This window comes from Mesotoga sp. H07.pep.5.3 (genome assembly GCF_002752615.1).
In the GTDB taxonomy this organism is placed as follows: domain Bacteria; phylum Thermotogota; class Thermotogae; order Petrotogales; family Kosmotogaceae; genus Mesotoga; species Mesotoga prima.
The window spans coordinates 340772-362101 of the sequence record NZ_AYTV01000012.1 but is presented as its reverse complement, the minus strand read 5'-3'; the positions used below and the strand labels follow the sequence as shown (position 1 = coordinate 362101).

Sequence of the window (21330 nt, the reverse complement as noted above, 5' to 3'; positions counted from 1 at the left end):
AGATGAAGAAGCTCCTGATTCTGGTCGTTGTGTTTTTTTGTGTTGTTACTGTGGCAATGAATCCCTTCCAGCTTCAAACAGGTGGAAATGGTATCCTTGCAGTAGAGTATGATTCGGGATTTGGCAGTCCTTCTGATTTGTATGGGATAACTAACTCAGCTTTCTCAACGCATTTCGTTGAACTGACTACGGTTGCCTCTCCCTCTTCAAATCAACGCACTCTCTACCTGCATCTCTTTGAGGATTCAGATGATGGAATGGCAGGCATGCTTCAATACTACATGGACACTGAAAAAACATCGAATGTTAGATCACTTAGCTACACGGTATCGGGTGCGCTTGGCCCCCTTACGGCTTACGGGGCGGATTTTGAATTAAACATGACGACCGCCACGGCAACAACCTACGGTGTCTCAGTCAGGGGCGGTATCACAGGTAAGGCATATGAACTGATTGAATACATAGTTTCCTTCAGTAGCGATTTGTGGAACAGTGGTTCCTCCGTAAGTTCAGTCGATCTGCTCGCTGGGATAAGATTTGTTCCTAACCCTTTTATGATTGGACTTGAATTAGGCACAAGAGAGGGGATGGCAATAAAATATCTGGGTCTTTCGACTCAGTATACATACAACAATCTCTTTTCTGCTCGTGCTGGAGTATCTATGAACGCAGATCTTTTAAGTAACATAGATTTCATTGTTGGTGGAGGCATGGAAGTAAGGGTTGGAGATATGCTGATAACAGCAGGGATTGGCACTAACCTTACCAATAAGATTGAATCTTTTAGCTTCAGCAGGAACTGGAGTGTCGGCCTGCTTGGCCGATGGTGATAATGCCTGCATCGACAGACGTGTCGCGTGCTTTGAGACTCCTCAAGAGAACTGTTCGGCTGATTTTCCTGATCTAGTTGGTGGTTCAGGGTAAATATGCTGAACCTTTTCTGCTGGAACTACTACAGGATTTATTTGGCTCTTTTTTGGGAGGCCGTATGGATAGAATAGCCGTTATAGACTACGGATCGCAGTACACACTTCTTCTTGCAAGAAGGATTCGGGAGATGGGCGTCTTTTGTACAGTTGCAAGTCCAGAAGAATTCAAAGTCGAAAGCGAAATTAAGGGAGTAGTTCTTTCAGGGGGACCTCAGAGTGTCTACGAGGAAGGCGCGCTCGGTTTTCCTAAACAACTAGAAGGTTTTCCAGTTCCAATAATGGGCATTTGCTACGGGATGCATCTCCTTGCGAAAAAGCTTGGAGGCGAAGTCCGAAGCGGTGCACTTGGTGAGTACGGACTTACAACTGTATCTATGGACAGCGAACGTTTTCGTGACATACCAGAAGAAATAGTAACGTGGATGAGTCATGGAGACGAGGTTACGTCGCTTCCATCTGAATGTAAGGTAATAGCTAGAAGCAAGAACGGCATAACTGCAGGTTTCTCCAACGGAAGAGACATCGCTTTTCAGTTTCATCCAGAGGTTAATCACACTCAGTTTGGAACAAATCTAATCGAAGATTTCGTATTTAATGTCTGTAATGCCTCTCGAAACTGGAAACTTAGCGCTTTTGCTGAGCGCAAAGTTGAAGAGATCAAGAGGGCCGTTGGCAACTCGAAAGTAGTTGGAGGCCTTTCTGGCGGTGTCGATTCAACCGTTGCAGCGGTCTTGACCTCTAAGGCAGTGGGTGATGCGTTTACTGGGATTTTTGTAAATCATGGACTTATGAGAAAGAATGAAGATATAGAAGTCTGTGAAGCTCTTAGAAGCCTTGGTATAAAACTGATAAACGTCGATGCTTCGGAAGAGTTTTTTCGAGAGTTAAAGGGAATTGACAATCCCGAAGAAAAGAGAAGGATCATTGGAAAAACATTCATAAAAGTCTTCGAAAGAGAAGCAAACAGACTGAATGCGAGCTTTCTTCTTCAGGGTACAATCTATTCCGATGTAATAGAATCAGGAGCCGCTTCGAAAAACTCCGCAAAGATCAAGAGCCATCACAACGTTGGTGGACTTCCTGACAAGATGAATCTGAAGCTTCTGGAACCTATAAGAGAGCTTTTCAAAGACGAGGTCAGAAATTTAGGATATTCTCTAGGAATTGAACCGTCTTTACTGACCAGGCAGCCATTTCCCGGTCCAGGTCTAGGCGTGAGAATAATAGGCGAGGTTGATTCTGAGAAAGCGAGAATCCTGAAGGAAGTTGATTCGATATTCATGGATGTTCTCAGGAAATCAGGTGAATCAGAAAAGATCTGGCAATCATTCGCTGTTCTGCTTCCCGTCTTCAGTGTTGGTGTTAAAGGCGACAAGCGGTCATACGGTTATGTTGTAGCACTGAGAGCGGTGAATAGCTCAGAAGGTATGACTGCGTCTTGGCACGAACTGCCTTATGAGATCCTCAGAGAAGCCTCTTCGCGAATAACCTCAGGAGTAAGGGAAGTCGGAAGGGTTGTCTTCGACATAACAGACAAGCCGCCAGCAACAATAGAATGGGAGTAGAATATACGAAGCTCACTAAAGAGAAATCAGTGGCTGCTCACTCTCAAAATGAAACTGCTCTCAAAAAACGAAAAACAATCGTTATAGAAACTCTGGGCAAGAGTCAAATGTGTTCTCTTGCTTCCTGTAGAGGCAAGAAGTGCGCTCAAAAAATAAAGACGCCGTTCGGCGTCTTCCTGGAGCGGAAGACGGGGTTCGAACCCGCGACCCCCTGCTTGGCAAGCAGGTGCTCTACCACTGAGCTACATCCGCAAATGAAAACTAGTCTCTCTGGTGCGAGAGGAGGGACTTGAACCCTCACAGGTCTCCCCACTGGATCCTAAGTCCAGCGCGTCTGCCAATTTCGCCACTCTCGCTGGTGACTCGCGCGGGATTCGAACCCGCGACCCCCTGATTAAAAGTCAGGTGCTCTACCTGCTGAGCTAGCGAGTCGCTCCCACTTTCAGTCTCCAGCCTGCGCTGGCAGAAAGATTATATCATCACATCATCTGCCTATCAAGTGGAGAGAATTATTAAGAAACTGTGAAAGAACAAGCGCTTCTTGAAGCCTCCACAAGTAGCAAGAGTTGAAGACTGATGATACTATCTACTTAGGAGGTCATAACATGGTTTTACTTGCTGACATTGGTAATACAACAACGGTTCTAGGACTTACCGGCGAGAAGAGTATTGAGGTAGTCTGGAGGCTCCCCTCATCAAGAATAGAGACTGAAGATGAACTCTTTGTTATCCTTGATGGGCTTCTTAGGATTAAGGGTCACTCTGTCGGAGAAATTGATGGCCTGTGTGTTGCAAGTGTTGTTCCTAGGTTGAACAGAACAATTAATTACTTCACAAGAAAGTATCTTCCGAAACCTGCAGTCTTCTTGAGGCCGGATAGATTTTTCCCTTTAGGACTGAATACGGATAACCCGGCCGAGATCGGTGCTGACCGACTTGCCGATGTCTTAGGAGCAAAGGAATGCTATGGAAACAACGTGATAGTTGTCGATGCAGGGACAGCAATTACCATAGACATCGTCAAGGACGGCAATTTTGTGGGAGGAGCAATCCTTCCGGGCCCCGGGACATCAATGTCGGCACTTTTCTCGCATACCGCAAAACTACCAGAAGTGGAGCTCTTCTTCGAAGACCACTACTTTGGAACTAATACAGAAGACAACTTGAGAATCGGTATTGTAAACGGAACATACTTCGCAATTCAAGGGATTATTAACAATATTATCGAGAAATTTGAAGAAAAGCCAACAGTTGTGGGTACAGGCGGGAATATCGATCTCTTCTTAATTGAGGGAGGTTTGATAGAAATCGCTGATCCGAATCTCACACTCAAAGGCTTAAGTTTCTACTATAGTAGAGTGAAACCAGTTGAAGAAGATACTACTTGTTAACCCGTGGATAGAAGATGTGTCGGCCTATGACTATTGGCTAAAACCACTAGGTCTGCTATACATCTCTTCAATCCTGAAGCATATCGGGATCCAATCAGTTCTGATAGATTGTCTCGATAGATATGATGATGAACTGGTCACCTTTTCTCCGAAATTCGGAGAGAAATATTACGGAACGGGTAAATTCCTTGAAAGCGAGATACCAAAACCCCGGTCTATTGCCTCAATACCCAGGAGATTCAAGAGGTTCGGATTTCCCGAGGAAGTATTCAGAAAGAAAATAAGACAAGTAAGGGACGTTGATTGTGTCTTTGTCACTTCAATGATGACTTACTGGCATTATGGAGTACACGATACTATTAGAATTATTAAGGATGAAATGCCCTCGGTTCCAGTGGTACTTGGAGGAGTTTATGCGACACTCCTTCCCGAACATGCCCGGTGGTATTCCGGAGCAGACAAGGTTTGCCCCGGAACTGGAACGGAACCACTCAAAAAGGCTCTTGGTTTCCTGGGAATCAATGAAACACTCGATTTTGACTGGTTCGACGAACTTGATCCAGACTATTCAGTTTATAAATCTGCAAGATATGCCGTGTTGATTTCGAGCCTTGGCTGTCCGTTCAAATGCACATATTGTGCCAGCAGCCTCCTCTGGAACAGCTTCGTGAGAAGAGACCCGGTGAAGACTGCCAGGTTCGTCAAGCATCTTACTGCATCAAAGGGGCTCTCAGATATCGTCTTCTTTGACGATGCAATTCTTGTAGGTAGTGGTTTCAAGAGACTTATGGAGGAGTTCGAGCGTGTTGGAATCAAGGCGAGATTTCATCTGCCAAACGGCGTTCATGCCAGGTTTGTCGATAGAGAAACCGCCGATCTCATGTACATGAACAATTTCAAGACGATAAGAATCGGTTTAGAGACTTCCGATCCGGCTATGCAGAATTCCACAGGCGGAAAAGTCAATCTGGACGATATATTCGTAGCGATTGAGAATCTTTCGGCGGCTGGATTCACTTCTCGAGAGATCAGCGCCTATATTATGGTTAACCTTCCAGGCCAGAGCGAAGAAGACGTTCTGACTTCTCTTAGAATCTGCGAAGAACTAAGAATTAGGCCCAGTCTCAACGAATTCACGCCCATTCCTGGAACGGTGCAGTGGAAAGAACTAACCAGTGGAGGCGTATTCGACGAGGATATCGACCCACTCCTTTTGGACAACTCGATCCTTCCATATTGGTGGAAGGAGGGCTTTTCTCCTGAGGCTGTTCAAAGGCTGAAAGAGAAAGCGTGGTCATTAAGGAGAAGGTTAAATGACTAAGGATCTTTTCTTAGGCTTTGGGAGTAACATGGGAGAAAGACTGAATCTCATAATTAAAGCCTTTTCAATGCTAATAGAAAGGGGAATCACGCTGCAATCAGTATCATCGCTCTACTTGACAGAACCATTAGGCATTATCGAGCAAAATGAATTCTTGAACTGTGTGGGAAAATTCGAATTCAAAGGTGATCCACACTTCTTGCTTGAAGAGATCAAGGCAATCGAGAGGTCTATTGGAAGAGTTGAAAGGTTCAGGTGGGGTCCGCGAGAAATCGACATCGATATTCTGCTCTTTGGAGAGATGATTCTGACAACTGATAAGCTTTCTATACCCCACAAAGATATAATAAGAAGGAAATTCGTTTTGGTCCCTTTACTCGAAATAGACGAAGAACTCAGAGACCCAAGAGACAACAGTCTCTTTTCGGATCATCTTGAAAGCCTTGGTAAAGAGGGATGGCCTGAGCTCTTCTTAGAAGCAGTTCTTTTTGAAAAACTAATAGAATTAGAGGTGAAGAGATGAAAATACGAAAGTTCAGCATAATTGTAATAGTGGTTCTAATTACGACCTTGTTTTCCTCCTGTAGTGCCTCAAAATCAGAACTCGTACCCGGAAAGTTTGCGGGATTCGCGCTAAGCGACTATATGGATATCTCTACTTCGGTTAGTGTTGGCGGCATGATCTTAGGGATAGAACTGAATGAAGATACTCTGCTTCTCCATAAAGAGTTTGCTAAAGGCACAAAGGAATTCAATGTTTACGTAGCAAAATTTGAGAATGCTTCAAGAGCCACAGGTTTCTGGTATGACTTTGTTAGGGAAGTTTCAAATGAAATCAGATCAGTCATAAGCGCGATTCCATGGATCTACGGAGAATTCTCCGGTGAAGTCGGCGAGAGCTTCATGAAGTCGTGGTTTTCCGGTAGATGGCTGTACGTTTTTCTGGGAGACAATAGCGAGGAAGTAGACTCTGCGGTAAGAGCCTTCAAAGAGTTTGAGAAGAGTCTGGTGAGATCAGTTGAGTCTTAAACCATACAATGACCTCAAGACTCATTTGAAATCACGATATGGAGAACCCGTTCAGAGAGTTCCCCTTGATGCAGGCTTCTCATGTCCCCACAAAGTAAATGGAAAAGGTGGCTGCATATACTGTGACTCCTCGGGAAGTGGTTTCACAGTAGATTCGACTCTCTCGTTAAGAGAGCAGCTCGAAAGTAGGATGGAATTCCTTAGAAAGAAAGGTATCAGGAAATTCATGGCATATTTCCAGGCCAACTCAAATACCTTTGCCCCTGTCAAGAAATTACGACAGCTTTACAGAGAGGTTATTGTTGATGACGTTGTCATCCTCGACATTTCTACCAGACCCGATCTTGTCTCTGACGAGGTTCTAGATCTACTTGAAGAATTCACTTCTGACGTTGATGTGATTCTTGAACTCGGTCTTCAGAGTATCAATCCCAACACTATCAAAACCATTAACAGAGGTCACACTCTGTCGCATTTTATCGATTCGGCACTGAGAATTAAGAAAAGAAGAATCGATTTGGTTGTACATATGATATCGAATCTTCCCTGGGATACTGAAGAGGATGTGGCGGAGGCCGCAAGACTGATCTCTGTACTCGGCATAGATGGCGTCAAACTCCATTCTCTATACGTAGTCGAGGGCACTGAACTTGCAAGAATGTATGAAGCAGGTGAAGTTAAGATAGGAAGTGTAGATGAATTTCTGGAAAGAGTAGTGGTATTTCTGGAGCATCTAGACTGGAGAGTCGTTGTACACAGACTTGTCTCAGACCCTCCTAACGAAGGAACAATGTTTGGAAATTGGGGAATGTCAAAAATCAAGCTATTGAATATGTTAGAAAGAAAGATGATAATTGAAGGTAGATACCAGGGAAGCAAGGCTCTATTTTATAGATCGGGAAGCGAAAAGAGTGACCGCGGAAAATCCGAGGAAAGTCCGGACTCCATGGGCAGGGGCGCTGGGTAACACCCAGGGAGAGTGATCTCCGGAAAGGGCCATAGAAAATTAGACCGCCTTCGGGCAAGGATGGAAAGGTGAGGTAAGAGCTCACCGGCTGTCGGGTGACCGGCAGGCCAGGTAACCCCCGTCTGGAGCAAGTCCAAGCAGAAAGGGTCTGAGGATGCCCACCGATTCCCTTTCGGGTAGGATGCTTGAGGGTTATGGTAACATAACTCCGAGATAGATGGTCACGAGAACAGGATCCGGCTTACGTTTTCGCTTCCCGGTTTTTTTGGAGTGCCTAATGAATATTCCGATGACTAGGGGCGATATGGTCGAGAGAGGATGGGAATATCTCGATGTTATTCTAATAACGGGCGATGCATTTGTTGACCATCCTTCTTTTGGAACGGCGATGATTGCAAGAGTGCTGGAATCACACGGCTGGAAAGTAGGTGTCATTTCGCAGCCCGACTGGCGAACAAACGAAGACATCTCAGTGTTGGGTAAACCTGCTCTGTTCTTCGGTGTCACCTCTGGTAACGTTGATTCAATGGTTGCAAATTACACATCGACTGGAAAGAAGAGAAGGAGCGACGATTACACTCCTGGAGGTTTTGGTGGAAAGAGGCCGGATCGGGCAACGATTGTTTACTCAAATTTGATTCGGCAGGTCTTCAAAGAAACTCTTATCATTCTCGGTGGAATAGAGGCCAGTCTTAGAAGGTTTTCTCATTTTGACTGGTGGAGCAACAGAATAAGAAAATCGATCTTGCTTGATTCCAAAGCAGACTTGCTGGTATATGGAATGGGTGAAAAGCCTATCTTGGAAATTGCAGACAAGATCTCGAAAAAGAGAGAAGTCCCAACAGATGTTGAAGGAACGGTTTTTTGGTCCAGCTCTAAACCCGCAGGAATTGAATTGCCATCTCATGAAGAAGTATCTCAGGACAAGAGGAAATACTTTGAAATGACAAAAGTAATGCATGAAGAGACAGACCCGGTAAGGGGACGCCAGTTGTTCCAGCTTCAAGACAACCGATACGTAGTCCAGAACAAACCGCCCAAAGTCGCGTCAGAAGAATTAGATGCTTACTATTCCTTGCCGTTTACCAGAAGAGTTCATCCGGTTTCGCTTTCAAGGGGAAGGGTGAGAGCATTAGAGACTGTACGTTATTCTGTGACAAGTCATAGGGGTTGTTATGGACAATGCAACTTCTGTGCAATCGCTTTTCATCAAGGTAGAACCGTTGTTTCCAGGAGTGAAGATTCAATAATTCAGGAGATATCTGCATTCACCAGAGACGTCGGATTCAGGGGAACTGTTACTGACGTGGGTGGCCCTACTGCGAACATGTACGGCTACGAATGTTCTATAAAGGAAAAAGTCGGTGCATGTGCAAAAAAGAGATGCCTCTTTCCAGAGGTGTGTAGTTCTCTAAAGGTAGATCATTCTAGATATCTTAATTTACTCAAGAGAATAAGAAAGATACCTGGTGTGAAACATGTTTTCGTATCATCTGGAATCAGATATGACCTCATTCTAAAAGATAAAAGATCCGGAAGGGATTTTCTCAGAGAGCTGTTGCAGAAAAACGTTTCCGGTCAGTTGAAAATTGCGCCAGAGCACACAGCGCAGAAAGTCCTTGAATACATGGGCAAACCCTCTAAAGATGTTCTCTTAGATTTTCTCAAAGAGGTTAGGCTTGTTTCTAGCGGGAAGTGCCACATTATAGGCTACTTCATAGCGGCTCACCCGGGATGCACAAAGGAAGACATGATGGAACTGAAGAGGTTTGTCAAGAGAGAAATGCACTATAACCCCGAGCAGGTGCAGTTGTTCACACCGACACCGGGAACCATCTCCACAGCAATGTACTTCACCGAAATGGCTTCAGAGAATGGCGACCCAGTTTTCATTGAACGATCGACAGGCGGAAGAAACAGACAGAAGGAAATTCTGGTACGAAAAGAGATTCTAGATAGAAAACCTGACAAGAATGTAGAGGGTACCGGCAACAAGCGTAATAAGCGTGATAGGCATTGAGAACCTAAGAAAATCGCCATAAGTGAGTCTTTCCTTTGAATGCTTTTCTATTAACCCAACTCCTACCATATTGGCTGCCGAACCAGCTATTGAAAAGCTCCCACCCAGACAGGCCGAAATGGAGATCACCCACCAAATATCTGCAGGAACGCCGAACTTAGTTGTCATTTCCTGAATCACTGGTATCATGAAAGTTACCGCAGGAACTGCTCCTATAAAGCCGCTCATTATAGCCGACAGCCAATAAAGCGTCAAGAACAACACTATTTTGTTGCCAGAAAGGGAGCCTAGCAAATCGGAAATCACAGAGGTGATACCGACCTCCTTGAGTGCAAATGCAAGGACAAACAGGCCCATGAAGAAAAATATCGTATCCCATTCTATATCTTCGGAAAGATGCGAAAAGCTCTTTCCATTAAGAATCATAGCCGCTGCTGCACCTGCAAGAGCAATAAGAGAGGGCTCCACTCCGATCAAACCGTGGAGAAGAAATCCCACAATTATTGCAAAGAACACAGCTAGTGACTTGTAGAGTGCTGACTTCGAAATTATCGCTTTCTTCGGATCCATATTTGCTATACGCTGAAGCTTTCCGCCCATTTCTCTGTAATCTTTGAAAACGCGTCGATCAAGGTAGATTAGCGCAATTATCAACGCAAATAGTGTAATCGGCCCATCAATTCTCATGAAATCCATGAATCCGAACCCACTTGCCGAGCCAACAAGTATGTTTGGTGGATCACCAATCAAAGTTGCCATCCCACCGATATTTGCCGCGAGAACTCCTGCAAGGATGAAAGTGCGAGGAGAAACCTCCAAAGCATCTGCTACAAGAAAGATTATCGGTGCAAAAAGAAGAATTGTAGTGACATTATCTAGAAAAGCAGAAAAAAGTGCAATTGTAACGACAAAGAATATCAACAAAGCTCTCACATTACCCTTAGAAAACCTTACTACGTGAACAGCCACAAATTCAAAGAAACCAGTCGTCCTCAAAGTGCCAACAACTATCATCATTCCAATTAGAATACTGATAGTATTGAAATCAATAAGATAGCCGAGTTCCTTCATATCGAAGTCAGGTATAACTTTAGACAAAAGTATTAGAATTCCAGCAGCGAATGCAACTGTTGATCTATTAAACTTACCAGAGATTATCAGATAATAAGCGCTTATGAAAACCACTAGAACAAACAACCACTGCAATTAGCTCACCTCTGGAAGACATAACTTTATCAGTATATCACCTTCTCATTTTTTGAACAACGAATTCCTCTGCTCAGTCAAATTCATACCGGAGTTGCCAAAATAATGAAGGAGGTCAGAGTTTATGAGAAAAGTTCTTGCAGTTCTTGTTGTAGTAATTCTGTCAGTGGCTTCTCTGGCCCTGGTCAACGAAGGCTACGAGAGCCCAATAACCAACGTAGTCCAAGCAGCAGGACCAGCAGTTGTCAAAGTCGATGTAGAGGCCACTAGAAAATATTCAATCCCCGATCCTTACGGTTTCGAGGATTTCTTCAGGCGATTTTTCGGAGAGATCCCCGGTCAGAAGGTAACCGGGGTTGGCTCGGGTTTCATCTTCAACAAGGATGGGTATATTTTCACCAATGAGCACGTGGTTTCAGGCGCGGAAAAAATTACGGTTTCTCTACTTGATGGAAACACCTACCCGGCCAAATACATTGGCGGAGACGAGGAGTTGGACATTGCGGTGATAAAGATCGATCCCGATGGGGTTGATCTCCCCACTGTTGAACTTGGTGACTCAGACGCACTGAGAATCGGCGAGTGGGCAATTGCTATAGGGAATCCTCTTGGTCTTAAGCACACAGTTACTCTCGGAGTGATAAGTGCGGTAGGAAGGCAGCTGCCAAAACCAGATGGCAACGGAGTATATTCTAATCTAATTCAGACAGATGCCGCGATTAATCCCGGTAACAGCGGGGGGCCTTTGCTGAATATTCATGGCCAAGTTGTCGGAATAAACACTGCCATAATCGCTCCTGAAGTTGGAACCACCCTTGGATTCGCAATTCCCATAAACGTAGCTCTTAGATTTGTCGATTCAATTATCGAGACCGGATCTGTGCAGAGAGCATATCTTGGGGTCTATATGGATACGGTCACTGAGGAGGTTTCTAGATCCCTTGGACTAAAGGTTGACAGCGGAGCATTAATTACAGATGTGGTTCCCGGTTCAGCGGCAGAGAAGGCCGGAATAAGGCCACAGGACGTTATTATTGGCTTTGAGAGTCTCGAGATCACAAACTCAGCGGAGCTTAGGGCGGCAGTATTGAACTACCCTGCAGGCTCCGAGGTGAAGATTACAATAGACAGATTCGGAGATAGAATCGTACTTACCGCTGTTCTAGGATCGCTTGCTCAAGAAAGCGCGTCTTCAGCAACAGAAGACATCGGAGCAAGACAGGCTTTTGTGAGCTCACTCGGTATATCGGTTTCTGACATAACTCCCGGCGATAGGGAACGTCTAGGAATATCTCAGGAATTTAGAGGCGTGATAGTGAGAGATGTAGATCCAGAAGGAGTAGTCTACAGGTTGGGAATAGGCCCGGACGATATAATTACTCGTCTGAGCATAAATGGCAATCAAGAATCGATCGAGAGCGTCAGCGATTTCGAGAAGTATACTGAAAAGATCAAGAAAGGGGACTACGTAGCGTTCTTTGTTTACAGAAACGGTGTAAGATTCGTAGCTTCTTTCCAGCTCTAAAACGAAAATGCCGCCACGCTTTGACTGGTGGCGGCTTACCCCCTTAATCCCCTGTGCAGGATTAACGCCTAGATTATAGCACAGGGGTTTTTTCTTTCCAAAACCACAATACATTATATTGATGAAACAAGCAGAATAGCTTTCGCAGCTAGTTTTCCTTCAGCATATGCAGATGTTTCCAGCTTAGCGACGTTCATCCTACTGTCGATCAATTTGACAGAGTACTCAATTCTGCACGGCGGACGTACTATGGTCTTGAAACGAGCTCTTTCTATTCCCGCAAACAACGGTGTTTCATTTGGTTTCAGCAAAAGAATTCCTGCAGTCTGAGCAAGGCCTTCAAGAATCAGCACACCTGGATAAATCGGATAACCAGGAAAATGACCCTCAAAAACAGGATCGTTTTCTAGCAAATCTCTGAAAGCAAGTATTTCGGAATCGGTCATCGAAATCACGCCATCGACAAGAAGAAAGGGCTCCCTGTGGGGTATTCTTTCCTTTACAAACTCCTTGTCTCTCACAAATCACCTCCGTTTGATTTTCGAACTGTTCACTCTCCAGCAGTCCTAGATTCAGACAAAAATGCTGCAAAAGGTCCTGGTATGTTGTTGCTTTTCTTAAACCAGCATACTTGTGCCAGGAGGATCAACTTTGAATCAGCAAAGACAGTCGCTAACCGAAATGCTTGGAATCAAATACCCCATTCTTCAAGGAGGAATGGCATGGATCTCGGAACATAACTTGGCTGCAGCAGTTTCCAATGCCGGTTGCCTAGGCATAATTGCCGGAGGGAATCTTTCTCCAGAGGATCTACTTTATGAGATTCGCGAGACCAGAAAATTAACTTCAAGGCCCTTCGGAGTCAACGTAATGCTGCTTTCTCCATATGCGCAGGAACAGATAGAGATAATCTGTAGAGAAAGAGTTCCAGTTGTAACTACTGGGGCAGGCAGTCCATCCAGCTTTATTGAAAAGTTGAAGACGGCGGGAACTAAAGTGATTCCCGTGGTCGCCTCTTCCGGGCTCGCTAGAAGGCTAGAGAGACAGGGAGTCGATGCAGTGATTGCCGAAGGAATGGAAGCGGGCGGCCACATCGGAAAGGTTTCAACAATGGTATTGGTTCCAGCAGTTGTTTCAGCAACGAGAATCCCAGTTATTGCAGCAGGCGGAATTGCTGACGGAAGAGGATTAGCAGCATCCCTAGCACTTGGAGCTAGTGGTGTTCAGATGGGAACAAGATTCATCTGCACGACTGAATGTAGGGCACATTCTAGATACAAAGAACGGATTCTGTTATCAAATGAACTAGACACCGTCGTTACGGGCAATTCAAATGGTCATCCTGTAAGAGGATTTAGGAACAGGCTAACAAGACACATTGAAGAACTAGAAAAGCAAGGCTCTGGATTCGAGGAAATTGAAAAAATAGCTGTCGGAGCTCTCAAGAGAGCTGTCGAAAATGGTGACATAAATGATGGTTCCATGATGGCCGGTCAATCCTGCGGGCTTATTGGAGAAATCCTTGATGTTTCACAATTAGTTCAGTCAATAATTGATGAGGCGGAAGAAACAATTCGATTCCTGGGAGGCATAAAGAAATGGTAGCATGGATATTTCCCGGACAGGGAAGCCAATACGTTGGCATGGGTAAGAGTTTTTGCGATGAAAGTCCTTTGTTCAGAGAGTTTCTTGAACTATCCGGACAGTTGCTGGGTTTTGACATGTTAACAATGATGCTCGAGGGGCAGGAAGACGAACTAAAACTCACGCATAATGCCCAACCGGCTATTCTTTCGCTAAGTATAGCCATTTCCGATGCTCTTATTGAGAGGTGGGGAAAACCCGACATTTGCGCCGGATTATCGCTGGGTGAATTCTCTGCTCTAGTTGTAGCGGGCACACTTAGATATGCCGACGCACTTCGTCTTGTAAGGTTGAGGGGGACAGCTATGCAACAAATGATGTCTTCAGAAGATGGAACGATGGCAGCGATAATTGGTCTTCCAGAAAAAGTAGTCGAAGAGATCTGCCTTGAGATTTCTTCGAGCGAAGAGGTTATTGTAGCCAATTACAACTGCCCAGGTCAAGTTGTAATTTCAGGGTTATCAGAAAAAGTTCGAAGTGCTATGAACAAGGCAATGGAAAAGGGAGCGAAAAAATGTGTGGAGCTTTCAGTGAGTGCTCCTTTCCATAGCCGATACTTGCGTCCAGTTGGAGAAGTTTTGAGAGAGTTCTTGAATGGCATTGATGTCAAGCCTCCGGAAATCCCAGTTATCTCAAATGTTACCGGAGAGCTTTTTCCTAAAGATCCAAACGCGATAAGAGAGTTGCTAATTGAACAGGCTTACAGCCCTGTCAAATGGGAACAATCTATTAGAAAGATGATCGAACTAGGTGCAGATCGGTTCGTTGAAGTGGGGCCTGGAAAAGTGCTTAGTGGGTTTATGAAGAAGATAGACAGGAGTGTCTCTGTAGAAAGCACAGAAAACGAAGGCCTTGGAATACTTAAAGAACTACAGGAAATCAAGAACTGAAAACTAAACTTTGAGAGGTGAGCACAGTGGAAAAAACATCAACAATTCAGGAAAAAGTGATCTCAGTCGTTGCAGATAGTCTGGGAATGGAAGCTGGTGAAATCAGCGGTAATTCGAGATTTATTGAAGACCTCGGTGCAGATTCACTAGACTTGGTAGATCTTGTCATGGAGCTTGAAGACAAATTCGAAGTTCAAATCAGTGATAGCCAGGCGTCTAGCTTCAGGACCATTGATGATGTTGTCAAATTCATAAGCACGCTCGATGAAAAATAGGATGAAAAGAGTCGTAGTTACTGGAATGGGGGTTATTAGCTCGATCGGAACTAATCTGACAGAATTCTGGGAATCGCTTAAATCTGGTGCCTCGGGAATAGACTGGATAAGTACATTTGACGTGTCCGAATATGGGGCAAAGGTTGCCGGTCAGGTTAAGAATTTCGATCCAACTAAATACATGGATAGAAAAGACGCAAAGAGAAATGCAAGGTTTGTCCAGATGGCAATCGCGAGCGCAAGTGAAGCGTACGATGATTCCGGACTGGGGAATAGCCGAATAAACTCAGAAAGAGCGGGGGTAATTTATGGCGTGGGACTTGGCGGAATGGATGTGATAGAAGATCAACATTCTGTTCTAATGAACAAAGGTCCGTCAAGAATCAGTCCCTTCCTTATCCCTATGACGATAGCAAACATGGCACCCGGACTTTTGGCGATTCGCTTCAATTTCAGAGGCACGAACTTCACCCTTTCCACAGCATGTGCCTCGGCAACCAATGCAATAGGTGAAGCTACAAGGCTTATTAGAGCCGGAATTCTCGATATTGCCATGACGGGGGGTTCGGAAGCCACAGTAACACCTCTTGCTCTAGCCGGATTTTCGAATATGAACGCTCTTTCACGTGGAACTCCTAAAACTGCTTCCAGACCGTTCGATCGTGATCGTGATGGATTTGTTATGGCTGAAGGATCGGCAACATTGATCATAGAAGAGTATGAACATGCCATGAAACGTGGTGCTATGATCTATGGAGAGGTCGTTGGTTACGGCTCAACCGACGATGCATTTCACATTACTTCACCGGAAGAGTCCGGAGACGGAGCGTACAGAGCGATGAGAATGGCTTTAGAAGAAGCCGGAGTTGATCCCTCAGAAGTTGACTACATCAATGCTCATGGTACTTCGACTCCATTAAACGACCTAATGGAAACCCGAGCAATTAAGCGTCTATTTGGAAATCGACAAGACTTGAACATTAGTTCGACGAAGTCGATGGCCGGTCACGCACTAGGTGCAGCAGGAGCCATAGAAGCTGTGGCAACTCTACTCTCAATGAAAAATTCCTTTATTCCACCCACTATAAACTATTCGAGTCCTGACCCAGAGTGCGATCTGAACTATACTCCGAACTTCGGAGTTGAAAAAGAATTACATTTCGTACAGAAGAATTCCTTTGGATTTGGAGGTCATAACGCTTCCCTTCTCTTCAAGAAGCTGTAGGTTGCCTGTTCCGGGTGGGGTGCTGAAGCGCCCCACTTTTTCATAGCTTGGAAACTGTTTCTTTGAAGAATAAGCTTTCGTTTTCTATTTGACCAATAACAATATAGGCAATAACTGAGAGATCTAATGATTTTGGTCTCCACCAGGATCTTTCTTCGCGATTTTCTCTGACAATACTCTCAGAGCAAACTTTACAGCCTTAGTCCTGAACGGTCTTGCTTGGCTATCCAGTTTGATGAGCCAACGATTCCCTCTCCTTGATAGGTTTACGTAGAATCGCTGGGAGAAGTCCCTATCGACTGTTAGCGTTTCAATCAAGAAGGTATTGCGGTCCATATTTCTGTACAGCCCCATGAATTTCACAAAAATCTCATTTTTCGAAAAACTCTTCCCGTCGACTTTCTGAAGAGATTTCTCGTCAATGTCATCGATCCACAAGTTCGACACACGAACCACGTCCTCTTCACCATTTATTTCGCATTTGATTCTTACGCATTTCATCCTAAAGATCTCTTTACTCATATCCAGCCATTTCTTCTCGTATCTTGTTCCTACTCCGACCGTAGGATTCACTTCAAGGACTGGATCATCGAAACAGTTCGTCTTTCCAACTTCTCCAAACATTTCATGAACAAACTCTTCTGAATCCGAATACAGCTGGAAAAAACCGCCCTTTTTTAGCACTTTGGCAATCTTCTCAATGAAACTAACTGTATTGAGCCTCCGTTCTGAATGTCTCTTTTTTGGCCACGGACAAGGAAAATTCATGTATACTCCCGACATTGAATCTTTAGGAAGTATGTTTCGCAGAGCAAAAGATGCATCTACAAGCAGTGCGCGAACATTTCCAACATGATTCCTTGAGATTGATTTCAAAAGCTTTTTGGCACTTATCATTGATAGCTCTACACCAAGATAATCGGCATTGGGGTTCTCAATTGCCTTCTGAAGTATGAATTCTCCGCTTCCAAAACCAATTTCTAAGAAAGTCTCTCTCTTTCTTCCAAAGATATTCTGGAGATCAAGAGGAAGTTTATATTCCGTACAATCCACATAGTTAAGGAGATAGTGTTCACTCATGCTTTCGCCCCGCCCACAAATCAGACATTTATTTCAACCAAATTTTCTTGCTTGACAAAAAGCATTCTAACGCAACTGTGCATCAATTTCTACATTCAGCTTTTTGCGATTGGATCGCATCATCATCCTCCGATGGTATAATTATCGTGACTCCCGGAGGTGAAGGAAATGCTCTTTGATCCTGCAAGAATCGAAGTCCTTTATTCAGAAGAGGAACTGAAGAAAATCGTCAATGGACTGGCAGAGAAGATTAATGAATACTATTCACCGATTACTGATGAAATTACTGCAGTATGTATCTTGAAGGGGTCGGTTCATTTTTACAGTGACTTACTTAAGCGGCTGAATTTGAAGGTCCGATACAACTTTGTTCATGTTTCCAGTTATTCTGGAGCATCAACTACCGGTAGGATTCGCGTTAAGACCTGGGTAGATGAATCGGTTACCAATCGCTACGTCTTGCTTGTTGAAGACATAGTTGACACAGGAGGAACTCTCAGGTACATTATCAACTATATCTGGAAGCAAAAACCAGCGGATGTAAAACTAGTATCGCTTTTCGAAAAGACCATTCACGATCATGGAGTCAAAATTGATTTTACAGGTGAAAAGATTGGGGATCAGTTCATAGTCGGTTATGGACTTGACTACGAGGAGGTTTATCGCAATCTTCCTTACGTAGGTTATTTGAAAGGAGAATAATGAAAAAAGGCAACGTTGTTACACTAGTTCTGGCTGTACTGCTTCTAAGCATTTGCACCATAACTTCCCTTTTTGCACTGAACGTTGTCAGTTCCAACAGGGAAAACACGCAGCTGATGCTAGAAGCTTCAGTAATGAGAGGAGTAAGAGTCTCAGCAGAAAAGCTTCTTCTGTTCAGTATGGAACATGGAAAAAAACTGGCTGTTGAGATCAACGGTTATCACTTGGAAACGGACGAGATTAATGGGAGTTGGTGTGTGCGATTAGATAATGGAGATGAAGAAGAAATAATATTCGCCGAAGGAAGGTGAACGATTTGATAGCAATATCCGTTGATTCCGGTTGTGCACCTAGCAGGGATTTTGTGCGGGAGCATAAGCTATTTTTCATGGGGATGAAGGTGATAATTGACGATAAGGAATACAACGATGATTTTGACTTCATGGAGAATGTGTTTTATAGAATCGTTGAAAACTCAAAGGAATTTCATACGGCGCAGCCACCGTTGGGTCAGGTACTTGAATATTATAACGATATTAGGTCAAGAGGATATACAGAGCTTCTTGATATTCACTTTTCATCAAAGATGTCAGGGGTGTACGAAACTTGCGTAATGGCTTCCAAAATGGTCGAAGGAATAGATGTTCGGGTGGTCGATACCAGAAAAGTGTCTGTTGGTGCTAATCTTGTGGCCAGAAAGCTTATCAAGCTCGTTGAAACTGGATATAGTCTAGACGAGGTTTTTGAAAGCGTACCCCGAGTCATTGATAATACTTTTATGGAGTTTAGTGTTCCCACTTTGAAATATCTCATTAAGAATGGAAGAATAGGAAAGGCACAGGGGCTCGCAGGAACCTTGCTAAACATAAAACCAATTCTTTCTGTTGATGAAGAAGGATTTATAAGCCCAATAGCAAAACTCAGAGGTATGAAGAAGCTTCAGGAACAGATGGTTCAGAACATCGTGGAATTTCTTCAAAACAGGAGAAAATCAATCACGCTTTACTCGATTTATGGAAGCGAAGAGTATTTGACCGTTATGCATGAGACAACTGAATTGCTTATAGAATCAATCGAGTCGAGACTTGGAATATCCAGAAGTGACATTGAGCTGGTCAGCGGTAGAATATGGCCTACGATAGCTTGTCACAGCGGTCCTGCGGTTTTTGGACTTGCTTGCTACGGGGAGAGAGAAGCAGAATAATGCTCTTGGAGCAATTCCTTGAAGAATGTGAAAGACTTCTCGAAGCTCACCTCAGCGGCAAAAGGGAAGATAATGTATTACCCGAGCTCAAGCGTTTCCTATCTTTGCTCGATAGGTCCGAGTTGTCTTATTTCTCCTCGCTTGGCGAATACTTGTCTAAGTTTATTTCTTACCTCTCCAGAGTTGACGAGTTTCCTCATGATCGAAAGGTCAAAAGATTGAAAAACGGCCTCGAAATGATAGCCAAGCTAAGAATTTTTTTTCTACTTCACAATTCAGAAGAAATTGAATCTCTTCTTGGTAGACCGGTTTCACCTTCGACACCCATTAAGTACGCATATTCGGTAGGTGAAGCGAGATCAAAGATACTGAAGAGAATGGATATCGAAACAATTGGAGACCTAATACAGTATTTCCCGAGAGATTACGAAGATCGAAGGATAATTATGCCCATTTCCTCGATAGTCCCTGACCAAAAGGTAAGTGTAAAAGGCCGTCTTCTGAACTTCTCTGCAAAGAAGGCATCGGGTTACACAATTATCTCAGCAGTAGTCAGCGATGGCTTTGGTCAGTTGCTTCTTAAGTGGTTTAATCAGGACTATATACTTCAGAAGCTTAAGAGGGATCGAGAGTACTTGATTCACGGCTTGGCAAAGGGAACTCCATTTGGCCCCATGGAGATGAACTCTCCAGAAATAGAGGAGATCCAAGGCGAGGTGCCAAGAGAAATCCTTCCTGTCTATTCGCTAACTTCGGGCATTTCTATGAAGATGATGAGAAAGATCGTCAAACGAAATCTCGGCTTGGTAAGATCGTTGGACGATCTAGTACCTTCCTCAATAACCATTGAAAGGGGATTACTCCCTAGAAAACATGCGTTTACCGCTATTCACTTTCCAAAGAGCCTTTATGAAATTAGCAAGGCTAGAGAAGCTCTGGCTTATGAGGAGTTCTTTCTGTTTGAGACTACAATCTTATTCAGAAGACGCCAGATTAGGAAAGAGTATCAGGGTCTCCAAAAGGAAATCAGCGGCGTCTTGTCGAAGAGACTGATCGAATCCTTGCCATTTGAACTAACTAAAGATCAGGTTACTGCTTTCGAAGAAATCAGAGATGACATGAGGGCCGCTTCGCCTATGAATAGACTACTTCAAGGTGATGTTGGCTCCGGGAAGACTCTGGTCGCTGAACTGGCAATGGTCGATAATTACGAAGCTGGCTATCAGAGCGCCTTGATGGTACCTACTTCTGTACTTGCAATGCAGCACTATGAGAAGATCAAGAGAGAACTTTCACCTATTGGGATTGAAACCGGTCTGTTGACGGGATCAATGAAAAAAAACGAACAGGATTTTGTGAGGATGAGGTTGAAGAAGGGAGAAATAGATGTGGTTGTCGGTACTCACGCACTCATCCAAGATGGTGTTGAATTCAGGAATCTTGGCCTTGTGGTTGTCGATGAACAACATAGATTTGGGGTCAAGCAACGAGAAACATTGACAGCAAAAGGCAAGCTTCTCGACAGTCTCGTCATGACCGCCACTCCAATTCCCAGGACTCTTGCTTTAACCGTTTATGGAGACCTCGATATTTCGACAATTCTTACATTGCCAAAAGGAAGATCCCCAGTCAGAACAATTATCCTCACAAGAAAAAGACTTAAAGATCTTTACTCATACATCTCAGATGAACTGAAGATGGGTCATCAGGCATTTTTCATATACCCGCTCATCGAAGAATCAGAACAGATCGATCTGAAAAATGCTACCGATGAAGCGACGAGACTTAGAGAAGAAGTATTCCCAGGGGTAGGTGTTGAATTGCTTCACGGCAGGTTAAACGATAACGAGAAGCAAGAGATAATGCAGAGGTTTAGATCAAGGCAAAGCATGATTCTCGTTTCAACAACCGTTGTCGAAGTTGGGATAGACATACCCACCGCCACTGTTATGGTTATTGAACACCCCGAAAGATTCGGAATGGCTCAGCTACATCAACTTAGAGGGCGTGTCGGTAGAAGCAATCTCAAATCTATCTGTGTAATGGTTATGAATAAAGCTATTTCAGATGATGCTCTGTCAAGGCTCAGAGAATTCGCTTCTACTTCGAGCGGATTCGACGTCGCCGAGCTCGATCTAAGACTTCGAGGACCGGGCGAGTTTCTTGGCTTAAGGCAGCATGGTATGCCTCAGTTCCTTATTGGTGACATTGTAAACGATCGAGATCTCCTCTTCAAGGCAAGAGAAGACGCAAAAAAACTGATGGAAGAAGACCCCGAACTCCTTGAGCACGGTGCTCTACGAATCGAAATGGAAAGGGTCTATTCAGAGAGAGCTAGACTGATTGAGGTAGGATAG

19 protein-coding genes, 3 tRNA genes, 1 other RNA gene and 1 pseudogene are annotated in these 21330 nt (G+C 44.2%); 18 read left to right on the top strand and 6 right to left on the bottom strand.

Annotation, left to right across the window (positions count from 1 at the left end):
• Nucleotides 1-2 precede the first annotated feature (2 nt).
• Together V513_RS05385 and guaA are read left to right on the top strand one after the other, a co-directional pair.
• Nucleotides 3-830 (top strand): hypothetical protein, encoded by an 828-nt coding sequence (locus V513_RS05385; protein ID WP_099771961.1) that lies wholly within the window; start codon nt 3-5, stop codon nt 828-830.
• A gap of 158 nt (nt 831-988) precedes the next feature.
• Nucleotides 989-2494: a glutamine-hydrolyzing GMP synthase gene (gene guaA, locus V513_RS05380; RefSeq protein WP_099771960.1), complete on the top strand. Its 1506-nt coding sequence runs from the start codon at nt 989-991 to the stop codon at nt 2492-2494.
• 177 nt (nt 2495-2671) lie between these two features.
• On the opposite strand, the gene V513_RS05375 is transcribed toward guaA, so the two are convergent.
• From V513_RS05375 to V513_RS05365, 3 genes are all read right to left on the bottom strand, one after another.
• A tRNA-Gly gene (locus V513_RS05375) sits at nt 2672-2746 on the bottom strand.
• 19 nt (nt 2747-2765) lie between these two features.
• Nucleotides 2766-2850 (bottom strand) — tRNA-Leu (locus tag V513_RS05370).
• Nucleotides 2851-2926, bottom strand: a tRNA-Lys gene (locus tag V513_RS05365). It abuts the tRNA gene before it with no gap.
• A 173-nt stretch (nt 2927-3099) separates the two neighbouring features.
• On the opposite strand from V513_RS05365, the gene V513_RS05360 reads away from it, so the two are divergent.
• The 7 genes and pseudogenes from V513_RS05360 (at nt 3100) to V513_RS05330 (ending at nt 9222) form a co-directional block, all read left to right on the top strand.
• Nucleotides 3100-3885, top strand: a complete 786-nt coding sequence (locus V513_RS05360) for a type III pantothenate kinase (RefSeq protein WP_099771959.1) — start codon at nt 3100-3102, stop codon at nt 3883-3885.
• A complete protein-coding gene (locus tag V513_RS05355; RefSeq protein ID WP_099771958.1) occupies nt 3863-5206 on the top strand; it encodes a B12-binding domain-containing radical SAM protein in 1344 nt (447 codons plus the stop codon). Before V513_RS05360 ends, V513_RS05355 begins: the two co-directional genes overlap by 23 nt.
• Nucleotides 5199-5729 (top strand): 2-amino-4-hydroxy-6-hydroxymethyldihydropteridine diphosphokinase, encoded by a 531-nt coding sequence (gene folK / locus V513_RS05350; protein WP_014730382.1) that lies wholly within the window; start codon nt 5199-5201, stop codon nt 5727-5729. Before V513_RS05355 ends, folK begins: the two co-directional genes overlap by 8 nt.
• On the top strand, nt 5726-6235 hold the full coding sequence (locus V513_RS05345) for a hypothetical protein (RefSeq protein ID WP_014730381.1): 510 nt from the start codon (nt 5726-5728) through the stop codon (nt 6233-6235). Before folK ends, V513_RS05345 begins: the two co-directional genes overlap by 4 nt.
• Nucleotides 6225-7103: pseudogene (locus tag V513_RS05340) on the top strand (TIGR01212 family radical SAM protein); the annotation flags it as partial. The gene V513_RS05345 and the pseudogene V513_RS05340, both read left to right, overlap by 11 nt.
• A 31-nt stretch (nt 7104-7134) precedes the next feature.
• An RNA gene (gene rnpB / locus V513_RS05335) (RNase P RNA component class A) lies at nt 7135-7462 on the top strand.
• Nucleotides 7463-7479: 17 nt separating this feature from the next.
• A complete protein-coding gene (locus tag V513_RS05330; RefSeq protein ID WP_099771957.1) occupies nt 7480-9222 on the top strand; it encodes a YgiQ family radical SAM protein in 1743 nt (580 codons plus the stop codon).
• On the opposite strand, the gene V513_RS05325 is transcribed toward V513_RS05330, so the two are convergent.
• Entirely contained in the window at nt 9154-10428 is a 1275-nt protein-coding gene (locus V513_RS05325; RefSeq protein ID WP_014730378.1) for an SLC13 family permease, read from the bottom strand. The genes V513_RS05330 and V513_RS05325 overlap by 69 nt on opposite strands.
• A gap of 124 nt (nt 10429-10552) precedes the next feature.
• On the opposite strand from V513_RS05325, the gene V513_RS05320 reads away from it, so the two are divergent.
• Nucleotides 10553-11953: a Do family serine endopeptidase gene (locus tag V513_RS05320; protein WP_099771956.1), complete on the top strand. Its 1401-nt coding sequence runs from the start codon at nt 10553-10555 to the stop codon at nt 11951-11953.
• A gap of 113 nt (nt 11954-12066) precedes the next feature.
• On the opposite strand, the gene fabZ is transcribed toward V513_RS05320, so the two are convergent.
• The gene (fabZ, locus tag V513_RS05315; RefSeq protein ID WP_014730376.1) at nt 12067-12474 is read right to left on the bottom strand and encodes a 3-hydroxyacyl-ACP dehydratase FabZ; all 408 of its coding nucleotides are present in this window, start codon (nt 12472-12474) and stop codon (nt 12067-12069) included.
• Nucleotides 12475-12604: 130 nt separating this feature from the next.
• Here fabZ and V513_RS05310 point away from each other — a divergent pair, with 130 nt between their 5' ends.
• The 4 genes from V513_RS05310 to fabF are packed head-to-tail and all read left to right on the top strand — an operon-like array spanning nt 12605 to nt 15987.
• Complete coding sequence (locus V513_RS05310) at nt 12605-13558, top strand: nitronate monooxygenase (protein WP_014730375.1); 954 nt, start codon at nt 12605-12607, stop codon at nt 13556-13558.
• Nucleotides 13552-14487, top strand: coding sequence for an ACP S-malonyltransferase (gene fabD, locus V513_RS05305; RefSeq protein WP_099771955.1), 936 nt, complete (start codon nt 13552-13554; stop codon nt 14485-14487). Before V513_RS05310 ends, fabD begins: the two co-directional genes overlap by 7 nt.
• Nucleotides 14488-14513: 26 nt before the next feature.
• Nucleotides 14514-14762 carry an acyl carrier protein gene (gene acpP, locus V513_RS05300; RefSeq protein ID WP_099771954.1) on the top strand — a complete coding sequence of 83 codons (249 nt, stop codon included), beginning with the start codon at nt 14514-14516 and terminating at the stop codon, nt 14760-14762.
• Between the two features lies 1 nt (nt 14763).
• Entirely contained in the window at nt 14764-15987 is a 1224-nt protein-coding gene (fabF, locus tag V513_RS05295) for a beta-ketoacyl-ACP synthase II (RefSeq protein ID WP_099771953.1), read from the top strand.
• Nucleotides 15988-16110: 123 nt separating this feature from the next.
• Here the strand turns inward: fabF and trmB are convergent, their stop codons facing one another.
• A complete protein-coding gene (gene trmB / locus V513_RS05290) occupies nt 16111-17067 on the bottom strand; it encodes a tRNA (guanosine(46)-N7)-methyltransferase TrmB (RefSeq protein WP_014730371.1) in 957 nt (318 codons plus the stop codon).
• Between the two features lie 168 nt (nt 17068-17235).
• Between trmB and hpt the strand changes: the two genes are divergently transcribed.
• The 4 genes from hpt to recG are packed head-to-tail and all read left to right on the top strand — an operon-like array spanning nt 17236 to nt 21330.
• Nucleotides 17236-17769 (top strand): hypoxanthine phosphoribosyltransferase, encoded by a 534-nt coding sequence (gene hpt / locus V513_RS05285; RefSeq protein WP_099771952.1) that lies wholly within the window; start codon nt 17236-17238, stop codon nt 17767-17769.
• Nucleotides 17769-18080, top strand: a complete 312-nt coding sequence (locus V513_RS05280) for a hypothetical protein (RefSeq protein WP_099771951.1) — start codon at nt 17769-17771, stop codon at nt 18078-18080. The genes hpt and V513_RS05280 overlap by 1 nt, the downstream gene beginning before the upstream one ends.
• The gene (locus V513_RS05275) at nt 18077-18973 is read left to right on the top strand and encodes a DegV family protein (protein WP_099771950.1); all 897 of its coding nucleotides are present in this window, start codon (nt 18077-18079) and stop codon (nt 18971-18973) included. The genes V513_RS05280 and V513_RS05275 overlap by 4 nt, the downstream gene beginning before the upstream one ends.
• The gene (recG, locus tag V513_RS05270; RefSeq protein ID WP_099771949.1) at nt 18973-21330 is read left to right on the top strand and encodes an ATP-dependent DNA helicase RecG; all 2358 of its coding nucleotides are present in this window, start codon (nt 18973-18975) and stop codon (nt 21328-21330) included. Before V513_RS05275 ends, recG begins: the two co-directional genes overlap by 1 nt.

Bases quoted from the DNA above. Each gene is read 5' to 3' on its own strand.
- V513_RS05280 (WP_099771951.1), top strand. From the start codon at position 17,769: ATGAAAAAAGGCAACGTTGTTACACTAGTTCTGGCTGTACTGCTTCTA.
- fabD (WP_099771955.1), top strand. From the start codon at position 13,552: ATGGTAGCATGGATATTTCCCGGACAGGGAAGCCAATACGTTGGCATG.
- V513_RS05360 (WP_099771959.1), top strand. From the start codon at position 3,100: ATGGTTTTACTTGCTGACATTGGTAATACAACAACGGTTCTAGGACTT.
- fabF (WP_099771953.1), top strand. From the start codon at position 14,764: ATGAAAAGAGTCGTAGTTACTGGAATGGGGGTTATTAGCTCGATCGGA.
- guaA (WP_099771960.1), top strand. From the start codon at position 989: ATGGATAGAATAGCCGTTATAGACTACGGATCGCAGTACACACTTCTT.
- V513_RS05320 (WP_099771956.1), top strand. From the start codon at position 10,553: ATGAGAAAAGTTCTTGCAGTTCTTGTTGTAGTAATTCTGTCAGTGGCT.
- hpt (WP_099771952.1), top strand. From the start codon at position 17,236: ATGCTCTTTGATCCTGCAAGAATCGAAGTCCTTTATTCAGAAGAGGAA.
- trmB (WP_014730371.1), bottom strand. From the start codon at position 17,067: ATGAGTGAACACTATCTCCTTAACTATGTGGATTGTACGGAATATAAA.
- V513_RS05385 (WP_099771961.1), top strand. From the start codon at position 3: ATGAAGAAGCTCCTGATTCTGGTCGTTGTGTTTTTTTGTGTTGTTACT.
- V513_RS05330 (WP_099771957.1), top strand. From the start codon at position 7,480: ATGAATATTCCGATGACTAGGGGCGATATGGTCGAGAGAGGATGGGAA.
- recG (WP_099771949.1), top strand. From the start codon at position 18,973: ATGCTCTTGGAGCAATTCCTTGAAGAATGTGAAAGACTTCTCGAAGCT.
- folK (WP_014730382.1), top strand. From the start codon at position 5,199: ATGACTAAGGATCTTTTCTTAGGCTTTGGGAGTAACATGGGAGAAAGA.
- V513_RS05345 (WP_014730381.1), top strand. From the start codon at position 5,726: ATGAAAATACGAAAGTTCAGCATAATTGTAATAGTGGTTCTAATTACG.